The sequence below is a fragment of the Pseudofrankia saprophytica genome (assembly GCF_000235425.2).
Classification (GTDB): domain Bacteria; phylum Actinomycetota; class Actinomycetes; order Frankiales; family Frankiaceae; genus Pseudofrankia; species Pseudofrankia saprophytica.
The window spans coordinates 124025-144120 of the sequence record NZ_KI912267.1; the positions used below are offsets into that span (position 1 = coordinate 124025).

A 20096-nucleotide genomic window follows, 5' to 3' on the forward strand; every position below is an offset into this window, starting at 1 on the left:
CGCGCCCGCCCCGTGTGGAACCGGGAGCCAGGCTCAGCCGCCGGCGAGGGCGCTGCCCAGGGAGCCGGCGATGCCCGGGGAGTCCGCCGACACGACCGATCCGACCACCGGGTGGGCCTGGAAGTAGAGCAGGCTGACCACCGTCGCGCTGAACGACGTCGCGGTCGGGCCGAGCTCGGGGCGTGCCTGCGCCTGGGGCCACGTGTGGCCGCCGCCGGTGACCGACAGGGCGCCGACATCGGGCTTCCCGTCGCAGGTCCAGGCGGTCAGCTTGCCGAGCCCGGGCAATACCTCGTCCTTGGGTTCCGCGCCACAGCCGGCGGCCTGCGCGTAGCGGCGGAGACGGTCGGGCACCGGCTGCGCGGTGACACCGGTGAACGGGGCCGCCCGCGGCGCACCGCCCCCGTCCCAGGGGGCGATCTGGTCGGCCGCGCCGTGGATCTCGAGCAGGTTCGTGACGGTCTTCACGCAGCTCGCCGGCACCGTGGCGCCGGCCACGGAGACGATCGCGGCGATCCGCCCGGGCAGCGCGCAGCTCGCGGCCACCGCCATGTCGGCGCCGTCCCCGAACCCGGTGGCGAAGACCCGGTCGTCGGCGAGGCAGCCGCGGCCGCGCAGGTCGTTCAGCAGCGCGGCGACGAACGCCACGTCATCCGGCCCGACGGCGCTCGACCGGATGAAGTTCCACCGCTTGTCGACCCCGGCCGGGACGACGACGACGTAGCCACGCTTCGTCGCCTCGCCGGCCAGGCCGGTGTAGGCCTCCAGGTCGGTGGGTGCCTGACCGTCGCCGTGGAAGTTGAGGATCACCGGCCGAGGCTGGTTGTCGCCCGCGGCGGCGGGTGGGACGGCGAGCAGGTAGCTCCGCTTCGCCGAGCCGACGGTGACGGTCTCGGCGGTCACGCCCGCCGGCAGCGTCTTGCCGGTCTTGCAGCCGCTCGGAGCGGGCGAGGCCACGACGACGCTCGCGCCGTCTCCCCCGCCGCTCCCGTCGGTGGCCGCCCCCGCGCCGCCGTCGGGAAGGCCCGCCCGCGCCGCGGCGGCGATGTTCGCCCCCGGCTCGCCCGACGACCGCGACGGGTCGTGCGCGAGCGCGTACCAGAGCAGCATCAGGAGCACGATGCCGGCGGCGGCGATCGGAACCAGCGTCGTGCTCCTGGACGTACCCGCGCGCGGGCCGCCCCGGCCGGCCACCCGCGCGCGGCGCGGCCCCGAGGCGCGGTGCCCGCGGCCGGGAGTGGCGTCGCGCCCGCCGGACTCGAGCCGGCTGGCCAGGCCGCGGCCGGTGGAGGAGCGCGCCGGGACCCGGCGGGCCGAGACATCGCCGCCGCCCCGGCCGGCGACGGGCCTGCCGGCGGCGGCGCTCCCGCCACGGCCCGCGGCACCGCCGCGACCGGTGGCACCACCGCGACCCGCGCCGCCGCCCCTGGCGGGCGGGTTATCGAAGGCCACGGCCCACGTCGGCGTCGCCGAGGCCCGGGACGCCCTCCAGGTTGTCGGTGACGCCCAGGGTGACCTCGCCGGCGCGGTCCGCCCGGCGGGGACCCGCGGTGTCGTCGGTGTCGTCGGCGGCGAGCTGGCCGCAGGCGGCCGCGATCTCGCGGCCGCGGGTGTCGCGGACGGTCGTGGTGATCCCGCGGGCGCGCAGCCGGGCGACGAACTCCCGCTCGGCCGACCCGGCGCTGGCGTGCCAGCTCGATCCCCGGGTCGGGTTGAGCGGGATCAGGTTGACGTGCGCGGGTCGCCCGGCCAGGCGCCTGGCGAGCAGATCGGCCCGCTCGGGCTGGTCGTTGACCCCGCCGATGAGGGCGTACTCGATGCTCACCCGCCGTCCCGTCAGCGACGCGTACTCCCAGGCGGCGTCGAGCACCTCGGCCACCTTCCAGCGAGTGTTGATCGGGACGAGGGTGTCGCGCAGCTCGTCGTCGGGAGCGTGCAGGGAGACCGCGAGCCGCACCGGCAGCCCCTCGCGGGCGAGCCGGCCGATCGCCGGGACGAGGCCGACCGTGGAGACGGTGAGGGCGCGGGCGGAGATCCCCAGGCCGTCCGGAGCCGGGTCGCTGATCCGGCGCAGCGCGGTGACCAGGGCCCGGTAGTTCGCGAGCGGCTCGCCCATGCCCATGAACACGACGTTGGACAGCCGGTCCCGCGGCCTCCCGGAACCCGGCGCTGAGGCAGTCTCGCGTTCCGCCTGACCGGGCTGCCCGTCGGCGCCGGGCAGTTCGCCGCGGCGAAGCACCCTGGCGGCGTCCACGACCTGTTCGACGATCTCGGCGACCGTCAGGTTGCGCGTGAGCCCGCCCTGACCGGTCGCGCAGAACGGGCAGCCCATCCCGCAGCCGGCCTGGCTGGAGACGCACACGGTCGACCGGTCCGGGTAGCGCATCAGCACCGACTCGATCGTCGCGCCGTCGACGGTGCGCCACGCGGTCTTGCGGGTCGCGCCGTCGTCGCAGGTCAGCGTCTTGCCGGCGGTCAGCAGCCTCGGCAGCAGCGCGTCGGCCAGCACGTCGCGGGCGGCGGTCGGCAGGTCGGTCATGCCGGCGGTGTCGCCGGGAGCGGCGAGCCGGGCGAAGTAGTGCCGGGCGAGCTGGTCGGCCCGGAAGGCCGGCTGACCGAGCTCGACGGCCGCCGCGCGGCGCTCGTCGCGGGAGAGGTCCGCCAGGTGCCGTGGGGGCTTCACCCGACGAGGTGTGAGGGTGAGGCCGACCGACTGCCCGGCTGGACCATCGGTCCCGGCGGGCTGGTCAGTTCCGGCTCTGGTGACTGTCATAGCTCTGCCAGTGTGCCAAACCGACCCAGCGCCCGCTCCCGGAGGAGATCCGCGGAGGCTAGCCCGGGGGTAGGAAGGCGGTGATGAGCAGCCAGGCGACCGGCGCGGTGCACAGCAGTGAGTCGAGCCTGTCCATGATCCCACCGTGGCCGGGCAGGAGGTTGCCCATGTCCTTGATGCCGATGTCCCGTTTGAGCAGCGACTCGCCGAGGTCGCCGACCGTGGCGGTGCACACGGCGGCAAGCCCGAGAATCACCCCCTGCCAGACGTGGCCGCCCAGCGGCCAGCTGACGACCACGCTCGCGACGACGACGCAGGCGGTCGCGGAGCCGGCGAAACCCTCCCAGGACTTGCCCGGTGAGACCGTCGGGGCGAGCTTGTGCCGCCCGCCGGAGAGCACCCCGGCGGTGTAGCCGCCGATGTCGCTCGCGACGACCGTGCCGAGGAAGGCCACCACCCGCCAGCTGCCGTCGGCGGGCGCGGTCAGCAGCGCCGCGAAGCCGGCGGCGAACCCGACATAGACAGCGGCGAAGATCGTGGCGGCCAGGTCGGCCGGCAGCCCCGCCGGCTCGCCCAGGGCACGGACCGCCACGGCGAGCAGCACGGTGAGCGCGAGCGCGCCGACCAGCGCGCCGGGACCGCCGGCGTAGGCGGCGATCGGCATCGCCACGGCGCCGGCGAGGAGCGGTGCCAGCGGCGGCCGCAGCCCCGCGAGCCGCAGCGCCCGCACGACCTCGAAGGTTCCGATCGCGACGGCGACGCAGACGACGCCGATGAACCCGGCCTTGACGGTGAACAGCGGTACCAGGATCAGCGCGCCAAGCAGGACGCCGACGGCGATGGCCGCGCGCAGGTTGCGGCCGGCCCTGATCCGCCGCCGGGACGACGGGGCCGGCTCGTCGGCCGACCCGCCCGGTCCGGCCGGCCTGGCCCGCTCTGTCCGTCCCGCCTGGTTCTCGGGGGACGGGTCGTGGTCCGTGGGGGAAGGGTCGTCCGCGGCCGGTGGTCTCATGACGGCGTCGTCCGCCGCGGGGGACGCGGCCGGCTCACCGACGGACCCATCGGTCGCCATCGGCTCGCCGACGGGCCCGCTGGCGCGGAGCAGCGAGCTGGGGGAGGCTTTCTGGCCCAGCCCGTCGGCCGGCGCCGTGGCGCGCAGACCTTCGCTCACCTCGCCCCTTCGCTGACCTCGCGTCGTTGGTCTGGGGGATGGTCCCCCAGCCAGGCATCATGGGCCACCGGGAGCCCGTGGCGGAACATTCCCTCGGATTCGTCGGCGCGGATCGGAGGCATCGGGCGGTGTCGCCCGATGCCCGCTCAGCCGGCAGGAAGCGCTCAGACCGACAGGAGGTCGGATTCCTTGGTCTTGAGCAGCTCGTCGATCTGGGCGACATAGCGATGCGTCGCTTCGTCCAGGTCCTTCTCCGCCCTGCGGCCGTCGTCCTCGCCGGCCTCCCCGTCCCGGACGATCCGGTCCAGTGCCTCCTTGGCATGCCGACGCACGTTGCGGATGCTGATCTTGGCGTCCTCGGCCTTGCCACGGGCCACCTTGACCAGGTCGCGCCGGCGCTGCTCGGAGAGCTCGGGGAAGACCACCCGGATGATCGAGCCGTCGTTGCTCGGGTTCACACCGAGGTCGGAGTCACGGATCGCCTTCTCGACGGCGCCCACCGACGACTTGTCATACGGCGTGATGATGACCATGCGGGGCTCAGGGATGTGGAACGATGCCAGCTGCTGAACGGGGGTGGGCGCGCCGTAGTAGTCAACGACGATCTTCGAGAACACGGCGGGCGTGATGCGACCCGTCCGGATGTTGGCGAAGTCGTCCTTGGCGACCGAGACGGCCTTGTCCATCTTCTCCTCGGCCTCGAGGAGTGTGTCGTCGATCACCGCTGTCCTTCCGTTCCGTAGGCATCGACACTGACCAGAGTCCCGATCTTCTCACCTCGCACGGCTCGCGAGATGTTCCCTTCGGTCAGCAGGTCGAAGACGACGATCGGCATGGCGTTGTCCATGCAGAGGCTGATCGCCGTGGCGTCCATGACCTTCAGCCCACGATTCAGAACCTCCCCGTAGGTGAGCGTGTCGAAGCGCACCGCGCCGGGGTTGGTCTGCGGGTCGGCGTCGTAGACACCGTCCACCTTCGTCGCCTTCAACACAGCCTGGGCCTTGACCTCCAGTGCCCGCTGCGCGGCGGTGGTGTCGGTCGAGAAGAACGGGGCGCCCAGGCCGGCTCCGAAGATGACGACCCGGCCCTTCTCCAGGTGCCGGATTGCGCGCAACGGCAGATAGGGCTCCGCGACCTGGCCCATGGCGATCGCCGTCTGGACTCGGGTGACGGCGCCCTCACGCTCGAGGAAGTCGGCCAGGGCGAGGCAGTTGATGACCGTGCCGAGCATGCCCATGTAGTCGGCCCTGGCTCGGTCCATCCCACGTTCGGCGAGCGCCTGGCCCCGGAACATGTTGCCCCCGCCGACAACGATCGCGACCTCGATGCCCGATCGGGCCACGTGCGCGACCTGCCGCGCGATCGTCGAGACGGTCACGGGGTCGATGCCCAGCTGGTCCCCGCCGGCGAACGCCTCGCCGGAGAGTTTGAGCAGGACACGCGGCCACCTGGGCTCGGTGCTCTCAGGCCCGGTGGCCACCTCGGCTTGATCGATCACGGGTGGCCCTCTCCCCAAAGGGGCCGCCGGAGGTGCGCGTTCGGGACATCGCGCCTCCTTTGGCCGCGCCAGCGGCCGGGATGTTCGGCCGGAGGTCGTCTGACTGCCAGTCTGCCCCATCCAGGGCCGTCATCGGCGGCCCGGTCCCACCAGCGGCAGGTCGCCCCGTCCACTCCAGCGGGATTGGCGCACCAGACACCGCGCGCGACTGGCGACGCGGTCGGACCCGGTGAGCCGCCAGATCGGCGGCCCACCGGTGAGGGGCGCCTCAACCTCAGACCGGCCCCATGCCCTTGCGAGGATCAACCCGGCTCTGGCACTGACCCGGAGCCAGCCCGATCGGGCGCGGAGCGTCTGTCACGCGACCGCCTCGTCCGTCCTATGCCTGGCGGATGTTGAAGCGGGCGAAGCGCCCGATCTCGATCTTCTCGCCGAGGGAGGCGCCGGCCTCCTCGACGAGCGCGCCGATGCTGGTCTTGTTGTCCTTCACCCACGGCTGGTCGAGGAGCGCCACGCTCTTCCGGTAGCCGTTCAGCTTGCCCTCGACGATCTTGGCGATCGCGGGCTCCGGCTTGCCCTCCTCGCGGGCGGCGGTCTCGTAGATCCGCCGCTCCTGCTCGAGGACCTCGTTCGGGATCGCGTCCGCGGTCACGTACAGCGGGTCGGCGGCCGCGATGTGCTGCGCGATGTCGCGGGCAAGCTGCTGGAACTGATCGGTCTTGGCCACGAAGTCCGTCTCGCAGCGCAGCTCGACGAGCACCCCGATGGTCGGCGGGAGCTGCGGGTCGGTGCGGTGCAGGTAGGAGTCGACCAGGCCGTTGGCCGTCGAGCGGCCGGACCGCTTGGCGACGCCCGCGAGGCCTTTCTCGCGCAGCCAGGCCTTCGCCTTCTCGAAGTCGCCGTCGTGGTCGACGAGCGCCTTCTTGACGTCGCTCATCCCGGCGCCGGTTACCTCGCGGAGCTTGCGGATTTCGCCGGCAGTGATCTGTGCCATCGTCTTTCGTCCCGTTCTGGGTGTGACGGGCGCCTGTGCACCCGTCGTCGGGCGCTTCGCGCCCTCCTGCACTGATTGCGGTTCAGGTAGATGACCGCGGCCGGGGCAGCTACCACGGCCGGCATCGTCGTTGGGCGGGCAAGGCCAGCCCAAACGAGCCTGCGCGGGGCGCCACGCCCTCCCCCGGCCCGCGACGAACTGGCGTGCCCGTCCTGAAACACCGCGCACCGCGCGCGTCCACGGCGGAGCGTATGGCTGGTGGTCGGACCTGCCGCCCCGGTTCCTGCTGGGGCTGATAGGCCACGGAAACGGCCAACCGACCGGAAAAGGAAAGTGCCCCCGAGTGCCCGCGGAGTCGGGTCCGCTGACCGCGTAGGTCGGTCCCTGTCTGATCGGCATTGCCGATCAGACAGGGACCGGAGAGCCCGCCCGCGAGCGAAACGCCGCCCGCGCCAGTCTCAGACGGAGGAGCCGACGGTGTCCTGGACGGCCTCGGCCGGAACCTCGGCCGGGACCTCAGCCGATGCCTCGACCGGAGCCTCGGCCGGCGCCTCAGCCGGAACCTCGGCGTCGCGGCGCAGAACCTCCTGCTCCCACTCGGTCAGCGGCTCGTCGGTCGCGAGCTGCTCGGGCTTGGCGTCGGTCGCGCTCGCGCCGGCGCGGGCCATCAGGCCGGCTCCGACCGCGTCCGCGACCACCCGGGTGAGCAGCGCGGCGCTGCGGATCGCGTCGTCGTTGCCCGGGATCGGGTAGTCGACCTCGTCCGGGTCGCAGTTGGTGTCCAGGATCGCGACGACGGGGATGTTGAGCTTGCGCGCCTCCCCGACGGCGATGTGCTCCTTCTTGGTGTCGACGATCCAGACCGCGCTGGGCACACGGGCCATGTCCCGGATGCCGCCGAGGGTGCGCTCGAGCTTCGCCTTCTCCCGGCTCAGCACGAGCTGCTCCTTCTTCGTGCGCACCTCGGTGCCGCCGGTCAGCTCGATCTCCTCGAGCTCCTTGAGCCGCTGCAGGCGCTTGTAGACCGTGGAGAAGTTGGTCAGCATGCCGCCGAGCCAACGCTCCTTGACGTACGGCATCCCGACTCGGCGAGCCTGCTCCTCGACCGCCTCCTGCGCCTGCTTCTTGGTGCCGATGAACAGCACCGTTCCGCCGTGCGCGACCGTCTCCTTGACGAAGTCATAGGCGCGGTCGATGTAGGACAGCGTCTGCTGCAGGTCGATGATGTAGATGCCATTGCGCTCGGTGAGGATGTAGCGCTTCATCTTCGGGTTCCAGCGCTTGGTCTGGTGCCCAAAGTGCACGCCGCTCTCAAGCAGCTGCCTCATAGTGACGACGGCCATGACCGCCGCTCCTTCCCATCCGGCCCACGGGGCCGGATCGTCTCGGTTGTCGGCCGCGGCTGGTGCCGGCGGCCCCCTGACGCCCGATAGGCCCCTACCGTCGCAAGGCGACGGACCGAGGGAGCCCTCCTGGCCGGCCCGGCCAACGGGCCGGGCGGCGATGGGCGCGAGTAGACCGTCGGCAATCGACCGACGACATCGAGACACGACATCGACAGGACGACCATGGCCTGCCGCGCCCGCCAGGAGCAGGCGTGCGAAGTGAGCTCCTTGCGGAACTCCATCGCTGATGATACTCGGCCGGGCCGAGAGCCCGCTCGGCCGCCATGCCTGTGGGCGCCAAGTGGGCTGAGATGCGGGTCGATCCGCCCATGGAGATCCTCGACTGGACGTCCGGACGCCAAACATGCGGCGGTTACCCACAGGATCCGGCTTATCCACAGACGCCCGGCTCGCGCTGGCGCGCCGCGTTCCCGGCGCCCATCGTGTGCCGGGCCGGCCGACGACGCCCCCGGGCCGGCGCACGGCGGCCGGGGGCGGGGTCCGGTCCTCCACACCGCGCCTCCCGCCCCCGGTCGCTCCGAGGGCCGCCGCCCAGCCGTAGAGGACCGTCGCCCAGCCGTAGGAGTGCCCATGGCCCCAGCCCCGAGCCACGACCCGCGCATTCCGCCACTCGTCGCCGCCGCCTTCCTGGCCGCCGTTCTCGCGCTCGGCGGCTGGTCTCACCCCGTCACCACCGGCCAGACCACCACGGCCCAGCCCCCGTCCGCGGCCCAGCCGTTGACCACGACCCAACCGGCGCCCATGGCCCAAACAGCACCCATGGCCCAACCGGCGTCCACGGCCCAAACAGCACCCTTGGCCCAAACGGCACCCTTGGCACAGCCGACACCCGCCGCCGCGAGGCTCCAGGCGGCGGCCTGGCGCGACACCGTCATCTCCCCGAGCTCCGGCGACCTGGCACCGTCGCACACCGGCGCAGCTCCGCGGCCAGACGGGGAGCCCACCGTCGGCCCGATCTCCGGTGGCACTTCTCCCTCCTCGGGCCTGGTCCCGCAGGAAGGTACGGAGGAGGGCGCCGTGCCGATCGCTCCGGCCACCCGGGCCACTCCGGCCAGCTGGCGACCGCCGCTGGACGGTCCGTTGGCGGTTGTCCGGCCGTTCCAGCCGCCGGCCACTCCTTATGGCGTCGGGCACCGCGGCATCGACCTGCACGCCCGGGTCGGCGCGACGGTGCGCGCCGCGGGCGACGGGGTCGTCAGCTACGCGGGCGTCCTCGCGGGCCGAGGGGTCGTCGCGGTTACCCACGGCGGGCTGCGGACCACGTACGAGCCGCTGACCGTACTCGTCAGCGCCGGCCAGCGGGTAGCGGCCGGTACACCCCTCGGCCGGCTGGCCGCGGGGCATCCTGGCTGCGTTCAGGACGCCTGCCTGCACTGGGGCCTGCTGCGCGCCGACGTCTACCTGAGCCCGTTGACGTTGCTGCTTCCCGACCCGCCCCGGCTGCTTCCCCTGGCCAGGCCGGCCCCCCGCACCGATCCGACGGCCCGAGCCGGCCGACGGTAAGCGGCCAGGGCCTGGTGCTCGCGCCCAGCCGTTCACGACCAAGCGCTCGCGCCCAGCCGTTCACGACCAAGCGCTCATGCCCAGCCGTTCACGGCCAAGCGTTCACGGCGCAGGCATCCCGCCAAGATCCAGCGCCGCCCCAGGCAAGATTGGCCCGCCCGCCGCGGGCATGATCGTGGTTTCGACCCTCTGGTGGTCGTAACTGCCGCCGTTCCACAACCACCCGAGGGCGCAGCCGGCGATCACGCAACGGGCTTGACCTTGGCGGTCCGGCTTTAGGCGCGCGGATGGGCCTGTTGGAAGGCGGCTCGCAGGCGCTCCGGGGTGACGTGGGTGTAGATCTGCGTGGTCGCGAGGCTCGCGTGGCCAAGTAGCTCCTGCACCGAGCGCAGGTCGGCGCCGCCGTCGAGCAGGTGGGTGGCCGCCGAGTGGCGCAGCCCGTGGGGGCTGACGCCATCGGGGCCACCTGTGGAGGCGAGCCGAGCGGCCAGGATCCGCCGCACGGCCCGGGGGTCCAGCCGCCCACCGCGGGCGCCGAGTAGCAGCGCGTGGGCCGCCGTCGCCGTGGCTCCCGGGGTCCTTCGGGCTTCGGTTTCCCGGGTCTCGGGGGGGCCGGAAGGTCCGCGGGCCTCCGCCGGGTCGGCGGTTCCCGCATCCGCGGCACCGTGCTGCGAGGGCCGCCGGGAGGGCCGTTGGGAGTGCCGCACGAGCTCGGACCGCCCGCCGCGCAGCCAGGCGGCAAGTGCGCGGGCCGCCGGTAGGCCATAGGGAACGGCGCGCTGCCGGTCGCCCTTGCCGGTGACCCGCAGCAGGCGCCGTTCATGGTCGACGTCGTCGAGATCGAGCCCGCACAGCTCGGACACGCGCACGCCCGTGGCGTAGAGCAGTTCGAGCACCAGGTCGTCGCGCAACCGCAGCGCACCGGCCAGCGGATCTCCCGGATCGCCGGCTTCCCGAATCGCCGGCCTCCCGGGGGTACCTGGCGGCGGGCCCTCGAGCAGGGTGCGCGCCTGCTCCACGGTGAGCACCCGCGGGATCCGCCTCGGCGCGCGCACGCTCGCCAGCCGGGCCGCGACGTCCTCCGGCAGGTGACCACGCCGCGTGGCGAAGGCGCTGAACGCCCGGGCGACCGACGATCTGCGCGCGAGCGTCGCCGGCGCGGCGCCGTCCGCGCGCAGGTCCGCGAGCCAGCCACGCAGCATCGCCAGGTCGAGGGCCGTGAGCTCCGGTCGCCCCATCCTGATCGCGTGGGCCCGCAGGCTGGCGAGATCAGCCCGATAGGCGCGCACAGTTCGCGGCGAGCGGTTCAGCTCCGCGACCAGGTGGTCCGCGAAGGCGGCCACGGCGCGGTCCCAGCCCGGTTCCCCGGCGCCGTCCGGTCCAGACGCCCCAGCTGCTCGCATGTCGCCACTTCATCACCTCGAGGTGGTCACGTCACGCCACCCCGATCGTGCCTTCGTCCGCCGCGCCCGGTACACGACGTCGTGACGTGGCCTGGCGCGACGCGAGATGGCGGTAAACGACGTCGGCCGCCGGCCGACGGTCAGTTGTCCGTCTCGGGAAGCGGATGCGTGGCAGGGGACGCGGCCGCAAGGGCCGGACCGGGAGCTCCGGACGAACGTGGGACGGCGATCGCCAGGCGGCCGACGGGGGCGACGTCGTGGCTCCCGTCCTCGTAGCAGCGCCAGGTCACCTCACCGGCTGGGACCTCGTCCCCGGCTTCGGCACGTAGCGTCGCGGCGTGCCGCGGGCAGCGCGGCCAGGCGTGCCAGAGGATCTCCGTGAAGCATTCCTGCACACCCACGGCGACGGCCACGACCGCCTCCGCGCCCTCCGCGCCAAGCGGCAGCGGCCCGGCACCCGCCGGCCAGAACCGCCCGTCAGGCAGGGCCACGAAGAACCCCTGCTCGGTGCCGACCAACTGGAACCGGCCGCTCCCGGTGACCAGGCGTCCCGCGGCCTCGCCCGCGCCGTCACCGTCACCGTCACCGACCAGGTCGACGTCACGGGTCGTGTCGTCGGCGCCGATCGCCGGGCCGTCGCCGGGATGGCTGTCGAGGTCGCGCTGGACGAGCCGCAGGGCGGCGCGCAGGCCGGCGAGCTGGCTGTTCGGGGTCATGGGTGAACCTCCCGCGTCGGGAACAAGGCGTCATCCTCCACGGCGGCATGGGGGGTGCCGACGTGCGACTTTCCGGCCAAGGTCGAGCCGGCCAAGGTCGAGCCAGTCGGGGTCGAGCCAGTCGGGTCTGGCGCCGTCGGGGGGCCCACAGCGAGCCGGAGCGGGTCCGGCCGGGGCTGGGCCGGACCACGGCCGAGCGCGGTCAGCCGGTAGCCGTCCGGCCCGGACTCGACGAGGCCTTCCACCTGGAGCGGGCCGAGCATGGCGAGCACGTCGCGGGGCTCCCTGCCGATCCGCCGCGCCAGCACCGCGACGCCGGCGACACCGCGCGACGGCAGGGCCTCCAGCAGAGCGCGCACCACGGCGGGCAGGTCGTCGCGCGGGCTGGTGGAGGCACTCGCGGGACCGCCGTCGAGACCTACCGGCCCGATCTCCTCCTCGATGTCGCGCGCATCTGCGACCAGCGCGCATTCCTCGCGGTGGTCACGCAGCAGCCGATGGCAGCCGGCCGACATCGCGCTGGTCACCGGGCCGGGCACGACCATGAGCCCGCGGCCCAGCCGGCGGGCATGCCGCGCCGTGCTGAGCGCGCCGCTGCGCAGTCCCGCTTCCACCAGCACCGTGCCTCTGGTGAGCGCGGCGATGAGCCGGTTCCGGATGAGGAAGCGCCGACGCAGCGGCGGGCTGCCTGGCGGCACCTCGCTGACCAGCAGGCCGCTGCCGCGGATGTCGTCGAGTAGCCGCGCGTGCGCGGCCGGGTAGGGGACGTCGACACCGCAGGCGAGCACGGCCACCGTCGTCCCGCCGCCGGCCAGGGCGCCGCGGTGCGCGGCGGCGTCGATCCCGAACGCCGCACCCGAGACGACCGTCCATTCCCGCTCGGCCAGCGTGTACGACAGCTCGCTCGCGACGTGCTGCCCATAGGCGGTGGCCGCCCGGCTGCCGACGACCGCGACACCGCGCCGGTCGACGTCCGTGAGGCTCGCGCGCGGCGCGCCGGCAGCGCCGAGGACCCAGAGGGCCAGCGGCATGCCGTACTCCCGCTCGCCACGCCCCACCACCCGGTCCAGGCCGTCCAGACCTGCTGGCCAACCTGGATCGCCGGGGCAGATCAGCCACCCGCCGAGCTCATGCAGCCGGTCCAGGTCACGGCGCGGCTCGATGTCCGGATGCTCGGCGCGGATCCGGGCCCACGCCTCGGTGGGGCCGACCGTGCGCAACAGGCCCGCGAGTCTCGCGTTGCCGTACCCGACGAGGTGCGACAGCGCCGCCCGCGCGAGCCGGTCCGGCGATTCCTCGTCGCCGGGCGGGCCGGTCGGCGCGTTCACGCGTCCCGCCCGGGGATCCGCAGGCTCAATGCGAGGCCGAGCTCGGTTGCGCCCGGCCGGTCCAGGCCGCGCAGGTCGGCCAGCGTCCAGGCGACCCGCAGCACCCGGTCGAGACCGCGGGCGGTGAGCGACCCGGTCTCGTAGGCCCGGTCGGCGGCGAAGGTGACCGACGGCGGCAGCGGCCAGTCCCGCCGCAACATGGCACCGGGCACCTCCGCGTTCGTCCGCCACGGGGTGGCCCGCAACCGGGTGGCCATGGCCGCCCGCGCGCTCGTGACCCGCTCGGCGACGACCGCGGTGGACTCGGCGGAGCCCGCGTCCGCCCGCAGCTCGGCGCGGCTGGGCGCGCCGAGCTCGATCTGCAGGTCGATGCGGTCGAGCAGCGGGCCGGACAGCCGGGCCTGGTAACGGCGCCGGACCGCGCTGGGGCACTCGCAGGCGTTCTCGCCCCTGGTGCGGGCCTTGGCGCACGGGCATGGGTTCGCCGCCAGCACCAAGAGGAACCGAGCGGGGAAACGGGTGGTCATCCGGGCTCTGGAGATCTCGATCACGCCGCTCTCCAGCGGCTGGCGCAGCGCGTCGAGCGCCGGCCGCGCGAACTCGGGAGCCTCATCCAAGAACAAGATCCCCCGGTGTGCCTGGCACGCGAGTCCGGGGCGGATCACGGTGGTGCCGGCACCGATCAGCGCGGCCGGCGTCGCGCTGTGATGCGGGCCGCGGTACGGCGGACGGCTGATCAGCGGTGTGCCTGCGGGCAGCACGCCGGCCACCGAGTGCACGGCCGTCACCTCGATGGCCGCCTCGAGGTCCAGATCAGGCAGCAGGCCCGGCATCCGCTCGGCCAGCATCGTCTTTCCCCCGCCGGGCGGCCCCTGCATGTACAGGTGATGGCCGCCGGCGGCGGCGACCTCGACGGCGAGCCGGCCGCGGCTTTGCCCGGCGACGTCGGCGAGATCGAGATCCGCGTCGCCCGGCGGCTGGCCGGGGTTCCCGCCGGATCGGCGAAGCCCGGGATGGCCGCCGGATCCGCGGATCCGACCGGGCAGGTCCGCCGCCAGAGCCACGAGCCCGCTCCCCACCGCCGTGGCCGGCTCCGGCTCGTACTCGCCGCGCAACAGGCCGATCGCGCTGCGCAGGTCCGGGACCGGCTCTACCTCGGAGGCGGGGACGAGCGCCGCCTCGGCGGCGTTGCGCACCGGAACCACCACCCGGCTCACACCCGCGTCCACGGCCGCCAGCACGGCCGGCAGCACGCCGCGCACCGGGCGGACCCGGCCGTCCAGCGCGAGCTCGCCGAGCATCACGCGCTGTTGGGGGGCGACCCGTGGGACCACGCCCGCGGCGGCGAGGATCGCGAGCGCCATGGCCAGATCGAAGGAGCTGCCCGACTTGGGCAGGGTCGCTGGGAACAGCCCGACGGTGATCCGCTGGTCGGGCCATTTCTGCCCGGAGTTGAGGACCGCGGCGCGGATGCGGTCGCGGGCCTCGGCGAGCGCCGCGTCGGGCAGCCCGATCAGGGTGAGGCCGGGCAGCCCACCGGACAGGTGCGCCTCCACCTCCACCAGGTGGCCCTCGACCCCGATGACGGCGACGGCGAGGGCGCGCGCCAAGGCCATCAGAACGCCCCGCGCCGGTGCTCGACGCGCATGGCCTCGGGCACGCCCGGTATCAGGTCGCGGCTGACCGCCAGCAGGTCGAAGCGCACCGGGCCGCGCAGGCGTGGGTGCGCGGCGAGCCAACGCACGGCCAGCAGGCGCACCCGGGCGGCCTTGCGGCCCGCCACCGCCTCGGCCGGCGTGCCGAACCGCGTCCCGCTGCGGGTCTTGACCTCGCAGAACACCAGCGTGCCCGCCTCGCGGGCGACGATGTCCAGCTCGCCCTCACGGCACCGCCAGTTCCGGTCGAGGATCTCGGCGCCGCTCTCGACGAGGTGGCGCGCGGCCAGGTCCTCACCGAACCGACCGAGCTCGTCCTTGGCTCGGCGTTCCCCTCTTGGCCTGGATGTCACAGCCGGACCCCCGCCGTCCGCCGGCCGCCCGCGACCGGCTTCACTCGAGCGGCGCTGCCCTGGCTGTTCGGCCAGGGACGGCGCACCGCCCGCGGCGGCTGCTGCCGCCAGCGAGGATCAGCGTGCGAGCCTGGCGGCCCCACGTCGAGGCCGGTCGGCGCTCCTGTGGACAACTGCCCGCCGTCCACAGACTGGCGAAGTGGCCAACGGTCCGGACGCGACTTCACCAGGCATGCCGGGCCCGGACATGAAGCGGCGAGCGGGACCCTGGCGGCGGCACGCCGCCAGACCCGGCCTAAAAGGGACGCCAGGCCCGAACTGAACGAACCCTCGGCGCTACAGCTCCGCCTTCGTCAGCTCCTCGACGTTGACGTCCTTGAACGTGACGACCCGGACGTTCTTCACGAAGCGCGCGGGGCGGAACATGTCCCACACCCAGGCATCCCGCAGCGTCAGCTCGAAGAAGACCTCGCCGTCCGAGGTGTTCCGAACGTCGATCTTGTACTCGTTGGCGAGGTAGAAGCGGCGCTCGGTCTCGATCACGTACGAGAAGAGCCCGACCACGTCCCGGTACTCCCGATAGAGCTGCAGCTCCATCTCGGTCTCGTACTTCTCTAGGTCCTCGGCGCTCATGCGGGCTCCGTGCCCTGCCGGCCGGCCACTGCCACGGTCTCCTCCAGCCGCACCGATCGAAAGTCCCCACCCTGCGCGACCAGGGACTGGACATTGACATACGAGAGGCGGTGCTCCTCGCACGGCCCGTGTCTCGCCAGTGCCGCGGCATGCGCGGCGGTGACGTATCCCTTGTGCTGCGCGAAATCGTACTCGCCATAGCGCTCGTGCAGCTGGCACATGATCCGGTCCCTGGTGACCTTGGCGATGACGGAAGCGGCCGCGACACAGCCCGCGACCTGGTCACCCTTGCGGACGGCGAGCGACGGTGCCTCGATTCCCGGCACCGGGAACCCGTCGACGAGCACATATCCCGGCCGCACGGCGAGGCGCGCCACGGCGCGGCGCATCCCGGCGATGTTCATGACGTGCAGCCCGTGCCGGTCGATGTCGGCTGCCGGGATCACGACCACGGACCACGCCGCCGCCACGGCCATCACGTCGTCGTAGACACGCTCCCTGACCCGCTCGGTCAGCAGTTTCGAGTCCGCGAGGGCGCCGAGGCGCCCAGTCCTGCGCGGATCGAGGACGACGGCGGCCACCACCATGGGGCCGGCGCAGGCGCCACGGCCGGCCTCGTCGACGCCGGCCACCGGGCCGAGACCGCGCCGCGCGAGCGCTCGCTCGTAGCCGAACAGACCGCTGTCACGCCGGATGACCGCACCCGGGGGCTTCATCGCGAACGTCGCCACCGCGCCCGCCGCCACCGCCCGCCTCTGCCGGGCGTCCGTCCGGCGCCCGGCCCACGGCCCGGCGACAGCCCGCGTCGACCGCCGCCGCCGTGCACGGCGAGGGCGAGGGCGCCGACGAGGGGCAACGAGGCGGGCGTGCCTGTCGGCAGCGCGCCGTCGCCCTGGAGGCCGGGATCGGCGGCGCCGGTGAGGGGACGCGCCGGGCTCGCCGCCGGGATGCCGTGGAACGTGCCGGGGACGGTCAGAAAGCCGAACCGGCTGAGCGGCCATACCCGTACGAAGGCGCGGCCGACGACGGCGCCGGTCGGGATCGTCCCGTTCGCGCGCGAGTCCGACGAGGCGCTGCGGTGGTCGCCCATGACCCACAGCCGGCCGTCGGGCACCTTCACCGGGCCGAAGGGCTGGCTGTCGTTCTCGAAGACGTACGGCTCGTCGAGCGCCTTGCCGTTGACCATCACCCGGCCCTGGCTGTCGCAGCAGCTCACCGTGTCGCCGCCGACGCCGATGACCCGCTTGATGAAGTCCTTGTCGCTGGGCGCGCCCAGGCCGAGCAGGTTCTGGGTGCCGCGGACGAACCGGCTGAACCCGTTGCTGGGCGGGGCGATCACCGACTCGTGGCTCTGGAACCCGGTCCCGTCCCCGTTGAAGACGACGATGTCGCCGCGGTGGACGTCCCGGAAGTGGTAGACGACCTTGTTCACCAGCACCCGGTCGTTGATGAGCAGCGTCCGCTCCATCGACTCCGACGGGATCCAGAAGGCCTGTACGAGCAGGGCCTTGATGAGCAGCGCCAGAACGAAGGCGATGAGCACGAGGACGGGTAGCTCCCGCAGGAACGATCCGCGCCCCTCCTCACGGTCGCCGCGCCCGGGCCGCTCCCGCCTACCGCCACGTACCCGCCGGCCCACGCGGGTCGTAGGACCGGCGGAGTCATCGGGCTCGTCGGTGGCGCGGTCGTCCTCGTCGGCCTCGCTGGCCGTCGGCCCGAAGCCGTCGTCGTCCCAGGCACCGCGGTCCACGGCTGGCGCGGGCCCGCGCGGGGGTCGCGGCCCGCTGGCCGACGACCACCCGGAGCCCAGGCCGGCCCCGGCGGGCAATGCTCCGCCGATGTCGGCCGGGTCCGGAGTGCCCTGCTCGGACGAGCTCACTACGCCACCTCACGTTGTGATCCGCGGCGGCCCAGAACCCGGCAACGCGCCAGGCAGGCCGGTGACCACAGGACGACGACCAACTGTGGTCCCTGAGTTCCCGAGCGCGGCAGCCGTTGTCTCGTCCGCCGGTGCTCGGTCACGACCCGTCTATCTTCGTCCATCCACCCGGCGCACGCTGGCACGCACCCGTCCCCGCCACGCCGAGCATGGGTGGACGTTGTTCGGAATCGTCCGGCCTCGGAACTCGTGGTATTCGCCAGGACCATGCGCGGGTACGGACACCCACGTCCGGTCACCTGGCTCGATGGGACCGACGACGCATGCCATGGCGCCCGATGTCCACGTGGTCCACGTGCCCGGCATCCACGCGCACGCTGGCGCCGCGAAGGCGCTCTTCGGCGACGGGTGGCCTGGTGCGAGACCCGTTGGCGACGACGCGCTCAGCGTGGCGGCAGCTCAGCCGTCTCGCCGGCCCGGATCCAGACCCGGCCACCGCTCGGGACGCCCCGCCCGAAGGCAGGCAACGAGGGGATGCTCGACGCCCGACCTAGGGTCCCCGCCGAATCACCGACAGGTTCCCGCCGAACCGGAGGTCCGGGAGGTCCAGGGCGCCAGCACCCGCCTCAGCGCCCGCGAACTACCGCTTTTCCTTGATCTTGGCGGCCTTGCCGCGCAGTTCACGCAGGTAGTAGAGCTTGGCCCGGCGAACGTCACCGCGGGTCACGATCTCGATCTTCGAGACGATCGGGCTGTGCACCGGGAAGGTGCGCTCCACGCCGACGCCGAAGCTGACCTTGCGGACGGTGAAGGTCTCCCGCAGGCCGTCGCCCTGCCGGCGGACCACGACGCCCTGGAAGACCTGGATGCGCTGGCGGCTTCCCTCGACCACGCGCACGTGGACCTTGAGGGTGTCGCCCGGCCAGAACTCGGGCACGTCGGTCCTCAGCGACTCGGCGTCGAGGCTGTCCAGGGTTTGCATGGCAGTCGCTTCCTCAGTGGTGGCAGTTGGTCCTAGGTCCTCACGGCGAGCCGCGCCCAGGGCGGCGAACTCACCACGATCATGAAGGCCGGACACCGGCTACGCCGCAGACCTGCGCGCTGGTGGATCACGCGTCAGGTCGTCGGTGCCGAGACCCGGCCGAACCGGCCACGGACCGGCGGACACTGCATCCTACTGTGCCACACGACCGGCCGGGCGCATCGCGGCGGCCACCACGATCACCCCGCCGGCGAGGACGCATCGCGCGCGGTGGTGTCGATCGGCGGATCCGGCTCCGCTTCCAGGGCCTGGGCGACGACCAGCCGGTCACGGTCGCCGAGCTCGAGCGACGTGAGCAGGTCCGGACGACGCCGCACGGTCCGGCTCAGCGCCTGGTCGCGCCGCCACCGAGCGATCGCGCCGTGATCCCCGGATAGCAGCACATCAGGGACCCGATGCCCCGCCCACTCGGGTGGACGGGTGTACACCGGCCCTTCGAGCAGCCCATGCGCGAACGAATCATCCGCGACCGACTCGGCATTGCCGACGGCGCCGGGCAGCAGCCTGGTGATCGCCTCGAGCATGACGAGCGTCGCGACCTCTCCGCCGGAGAGCACATAGTCACCGATGGAGACCTCGTCGTCGGCCCAGACATCGACGACTCGGGCGTCGATGCCCTCATACCGGCCGCAGCAGAAGACCAGCCAGGGCTCGACGGCCAGGTCGGCCGCGTAGGCCTGGGTGAAGGGCCGCCCAGCCGGGGTGGGGACGATCACACGCGGCCGTGGCGCGGGGCCGCCAGCACCAGCGTCGGTGCCGGCGCCGGTGACCGAGCGCAGCGCCGCGTCCCACGGCTCGGGGCGCATGACCATGCCCGGGCCGCCGCCGTACGGCGTGTCGTCGACGGTCCGGTGCCGGTCGGTGGCCCAGTCCCGCAGGTCGTGAGCGTGGATCTCCACCATGCCGCGGTCGCGGGCCTTGCCGAGCAACGACAGACGTAGCGGCTCGAGATAGGCCGGGAAGATCGTCAGAACGTCCACCCGCATGCCGGGTGACTCTCCTTCCCACCAGCGGCCCGGGCCGAAGGAGGCTTGGGGCCCTTCCTCCTTCGTGCCTCGGCGGGCCCCCGGCGACGTCTGCGCCGGTCAGTCGAGGTCGAGCAGGCCCGGCGGGGCGTCCACGACGAGCCGGCCCCCGGCCGGGTCGACGGTGGGAACGATGTCGTGGACGAAGGGAACCAGATGCTCGCCACCGCCCGGCTTGCCGATCGCCAGCAGCTCGCCGGCCGCCGTGTGCACGATGTCGGTCACCTCACCGAGCAGGCTCCCGTCCGGGGCGACGGCACGCAGGCCGACCAGGTCGCGGTCCCACCAGAGCTCGCCGTCATCGTCCGGCTCGTCGGGATCCGCCGCGTCACCGGCCAGATCCGCGTCGATCGTGAGCACGATCCCGCGCAGCCCCTCGGCCGCGGTCCGGTCGGCCACGCCCTCGAAGCGAATGAGCAGCCGTCCGGAGTGCCACCGGGACGTGGCGATCACCAGGTCCGACCCGTCGCTGGGTCGCTCGAACCGGGCGCCGACGGTGAACCGCCGCTCGGGCACGTCGGTCCGAACGTCGATGGTCACGTCACCGCGAACGCCGTGCGCCTTCCCGATCCGGCCCACGACGATTGCCTCACCCATCGCCGACCCGCGCCGACCGAAGCATTTTCCCCGCCGGGTCGGCGACAGAGTCCCTGCCGGATCCGCGAAGCGGATCCGGCAGGGAAGCGACCCAGCGGAAACCCCGGCTTTGCCGGTCCG

The 20096-nt window shown here is 73.4% G+C and carries 19 protein-coding genes; 1 reads left to right on the plus strand and 18 read right to left on the minus strand.

Annotation, left to right across the window (positions count from 1 at the left end):
* Positions 1-33: 33 nt before the first annotated feature.
* The 7 genes from FRCN3DRAFT_RS47720 to rpsB form a co-directional block, all read right to left on the minus strand.
* The gene (locus FRCN3DRAFT_RS47720; RefSeq protein WP_051467390.1) at positions 34-1452 is read right to left on the minus strand and encodes a CE1 family esterase; all 1419 of its coding nucleotides are present in this window, start codon (positions 1450-1452) and stop codon (positions 34-36) included.
* The gene (gene rlmN / locus FRCN3DRAFT_RS0235060; RefSeq protein WP_007516715.1) at positions 1439-2773 is read right to left on the minus strand and encodes a dual-specificity RNA methyltransferase RlmN; all 1335 of its coding nucleotides are present in this window, start codon (positions 2771-2773) and stop codon (positions 1439-1441) included. The genes FRCN3DRAFT_RS47720 and rlmN overlap by 14 nt, the downstream gene beginning before the upstream one ends.
* Positions 2774-2831: 58 nt before the next feature.
* Positions 2832-3944 (minus strand): phosphatidate cytidylyltransferase, encoded by a 1113-nt coding sequence (locus FRCN3DRAFT_RS47725; RefSeq protein WP_007516713.1) that lies wholly within the window; start codon positions 3942-3944, stop codon positions 2832-2834.
* A 164-nt stretch (positions 3945-4108) separates the two neighbouring features.
* Positions 4109-4666, minus strand: a complete 558-nt coding sequence (frr, locus tag FRCN3DRAFT_RS0235070) for a ribosome recycling factor (protein ID WP_007516711.1) — start codon at positions 4664-4666, stop codon at positions 4109-4111.
* Positions 4663-5442 carry a UMP kinase gene (pyrH, locus tag FRCN3DRAFT_RS0235075; protein WP_007516709.1) on the minus strand — a complete coding sequence of 260 codons (780 nt, stop codon included), beginning with the start codon at positions 5440-5442 and terminating at the stop codon, positions 4663-4665. Before pyrH ends, frr begins: the two co-directional genes overlap by 4 nt.
* A gap of 379 nt (positions 5443-5821) precedes the next feature.
* On the minus strand, positions 5822-6436 hold the full coding sequence (locus tag FRCN3DRAFT_RS0235080; protein ID WP_007516706.1) for a translation elongation factor Ts: 615 nt from the start codon (positions 6434-6436) through the stop codon (positions 5822-5824).
* Positions 6437-6894: 458 nt separating this feature from the next.
* Positions 6895-7779 (minus strand): 30S ribosomal protein S2, encoded by an 885-nt coding sequence (gene rpsB, locus FRCN3DRAFT_RS0235085; protein ID WP_007516704.1) that lies wholly within the window; start codon positions 7777-7779, stop codon positions 6895-6897.
* A gap of 1080 nt (positions 7780-8859) precedes the next feature.
* Between rpsB and FRCN3DRAFT_RS52200 the strand changes: the two genes are divergently transcribed.
* Positions 8860-9345, plus strand: coding sequence for a murein hydrolase activator EnvC family protein (locus FRCN3DRAFT_RS52200; protein WP_051467392.1), 486 nt, complete (start codon positions 8860-8862; stop codon positions 9343-9345).
* Between the two features lie 275 nt (positions 9346-9620).
* On the opposite strand, the gene FRCN3DRAFT_RS0235105 is transcribed toward FRCN3DRAFT_RS52200, so the two are convergent.
* The 11 genes from FRCN3DRAFT_RS0235105 to rimM form a co-directional block, all read right to left on the minus strand.
* Entirely contained in the window at positions 9621-10688 is a 1068-nt protein-coding gene (locus FRCN3DRAFT_RS0235105; protein WP_007516700.1) for a tyrosine-type recombinase/integrase, read from the minus strand.
* 200 nt (positions 10689-10888) lie between these two features.
* Positions 10889-11464 carry a hypothetical protein gene (locus tag FRCN3DRAFT_RS0235110; RefSeq protein ID WP_007516698.1) on the minus strand — a complete coding sequence of 192 codons (576 nt, stop codon included), beginning with the start codon at positions 11462-11464 and terminating at the stop codon, positions 10889-10891.
* Positions 11461-12792, minus strand: a complete 1332-nt coding sequence (dprA, locus tag FRCN3DRAFT_RS0235115) for a DNA-processing protein DprA (protein WP_007516697.1) — start codon at positions 12790-12792, stop codon at positions 11461-11463. The genes FRCN3DRAFT_RS0235110 and dprA overlap by 4 nt, the downstream gene beginning before the upstream one ends.
* Positions 12789-14408, minus strand: a complete 1620-nt coding sequence (locus FRCN3DRAFT_RS0235120; RefSeq protein ID WP_007516695.1) for a YifB family Mg chelatase-like AAA ATPase — start codon at positions 14406-14408, stop codon at positions 12789-12791. Before FRCN3DRAFT_RS0235120 ends, dprA begins: the two co-directional genes overlap by 4 nt.
* Positions 14408-14800: a YraN family protein gene (locus FRCN3DRAFT_RS0235125; protein ID WP_007516693.1), complete on the minus strand. Its 393-nt coding sequence runs from the start codon at positions 14798-14800 to the stop codon at positions 14408-14410. Before FRCN3DRAFT_RS0235125 ends, FRCN3DRAFT_RS0235120 begins: the two co-directional genes overlap by 1 nt.
* Before the next feature lie 336 nt (positions 14801-15136).
* Positions 15137-15433, minus strand: a complete 297-nt coding sequence (locus tag FRCN3DRAFT_RS0235130; RefSeq protein ID WP_007516692.1) for a DUF2469 domain-containing protein — start codon at positions 15431-15433, stop codon at positions 15137-15139.
* Positions 15430-16149, minus strand: coding sequence for a ribonuclease HII (locus FRCN3DRAFT_RS0235135; RefSeq protein ID WP_027141228.1), 720 nt, complete (start codon positions 16147-16149; stop codon positions 15430-15432). Before FRCN3DRAFT_RS0235135 ends, FRCN3DRAFT_RS0235130 begins: the two co-directional genes overlap by 4 nt.
* Positions 16146-17312: a signal peptidase I gene (gene lepB, locus FRCN3DRAFT_RS50185; RefSeq protein ID WP_007516689.1), complete on the minus strand. Its 1167-nt coding sequence runs from the start codon at positions 17310-17312 to the stop codon at positions 16146-16148. The genes FRCN3DRAFT_RS0235135 and lepB overlap by 4 nt, the downstream gene beginning before the upstream one ends.
* 640 nt (positions 17313-17952) lie before the next feature.
* A complete protein-coding gene (gene rplS / locus FRCN3DRAFT_RS0235145) occupies positions 17953-18294 on the minus strand; it encodes a 50S ribosomal protein L19 (RefSeq protein ID WP_007516688.1) in 342 nt (113 codons plus the stop codon).
* Positions 18295-18533: 239 nt separating this feature from the next.
* Positions 18534-19340: a tRNA (guanosine(37)-N1)-methyltransferase TrmD gene (trmD, locus tag FRCN3DRAFT_RS47745; RefSeq protein ID WP_007516687.1), complete on the minus strand. Its 807-nt coding sequence runs from the start codon at positions 19338-19340 to the stop codon at positions 18534-18536.
* Positions 19341-19439: 99 nt separating this feature from the next.
* Positions 19440-19976, minus strand: coding sequence for a ribosome maturation factor RimM (gene rimM, locus FRCN3DRAFT_RS0235155; RefSeq protein ID WP_007516685.1), 537 nt, complete (start codon positions 19974-19976; stop codon positions 19440-19442).
* Between the last annotated feature and the right edge of the window lie 120 nt (positions 19977-20096).

Bases quoted from the DNA above. Each gene is read 5' to 3' on its own strand.
- FRCN3DRAFT_RS0235135 (WP_027141228.1), bottom strand. From the start codon at position 16,149: ATGAAGCCCCCGGGTGCGGTCATCCGGCGTGACAGCGGTCTGTTCGGC.
- FRCN3DRAFT_RS0235080 (WP_007516706.1), bottom strand. From the start codon at position 6,436: ATGGCACAGATCACTGCCGGCGAAATCCGCAAGCTCCGCGAGGTAACC.
- rpsB (WP_007516704.1), bottom strand. From the start codon at position 7,779: ATGGCCGTCGTCACTATGAGGCAGCTGCTTGAGAGCGGCGTGCACTTT.
- FRCN3DRAFT_RS0235120 (WP_007516695.1), bottom strand. From the start codon at position 14,408: ATGGCCTTGGCGCGCGCCCTCGCCGTCGCCGTCATCGGGGTCGAGGGC.
- FRCN3DRAFT_RS0235130 (WP_007516692.1), bottom strand. From the start codon at position 15,433: ATGAGCGCCGAGGACCTAGAGAAGTACGAGACCGAGATGGAGCTGCAG.
- FRCN3DRAFT_RS0235110 (WP_007516698.1), bottom strand. From the start codon at position 11,464: ATGACCCCGAACAGCCAGCTCGCCGGCCTGCGCGCCGCCCTGCGGCTC.
- rlmN (WP_007516715.1), bottom strand. From the start codon at position 2,773: ATGACAGTCACCAGAGCCGGAACTGACCAGCCCGCCGGGACCGATGGT.
- rimM (WP_007516685.1), bottom strand. From the start codon at position 19,976: ATGGGTGAGGCAATCGTCGTGGGCCGGATCGGGAAGGCGCACGGCGTT.
- rplS (WP_007516688.1), bottom strand. From the start codon at position 18,294: ATGCAAACCCTGGACAGCCTCGACGCCGAGTCGCTGAGGACCGACGTG.
- trmD (WP_007516687.1), bottom strand. From the start codon at position 19,340: ATGCGGGTGGACGTTCTGACGATCTTCCCGGCCTATCTCGAGCCGCTA.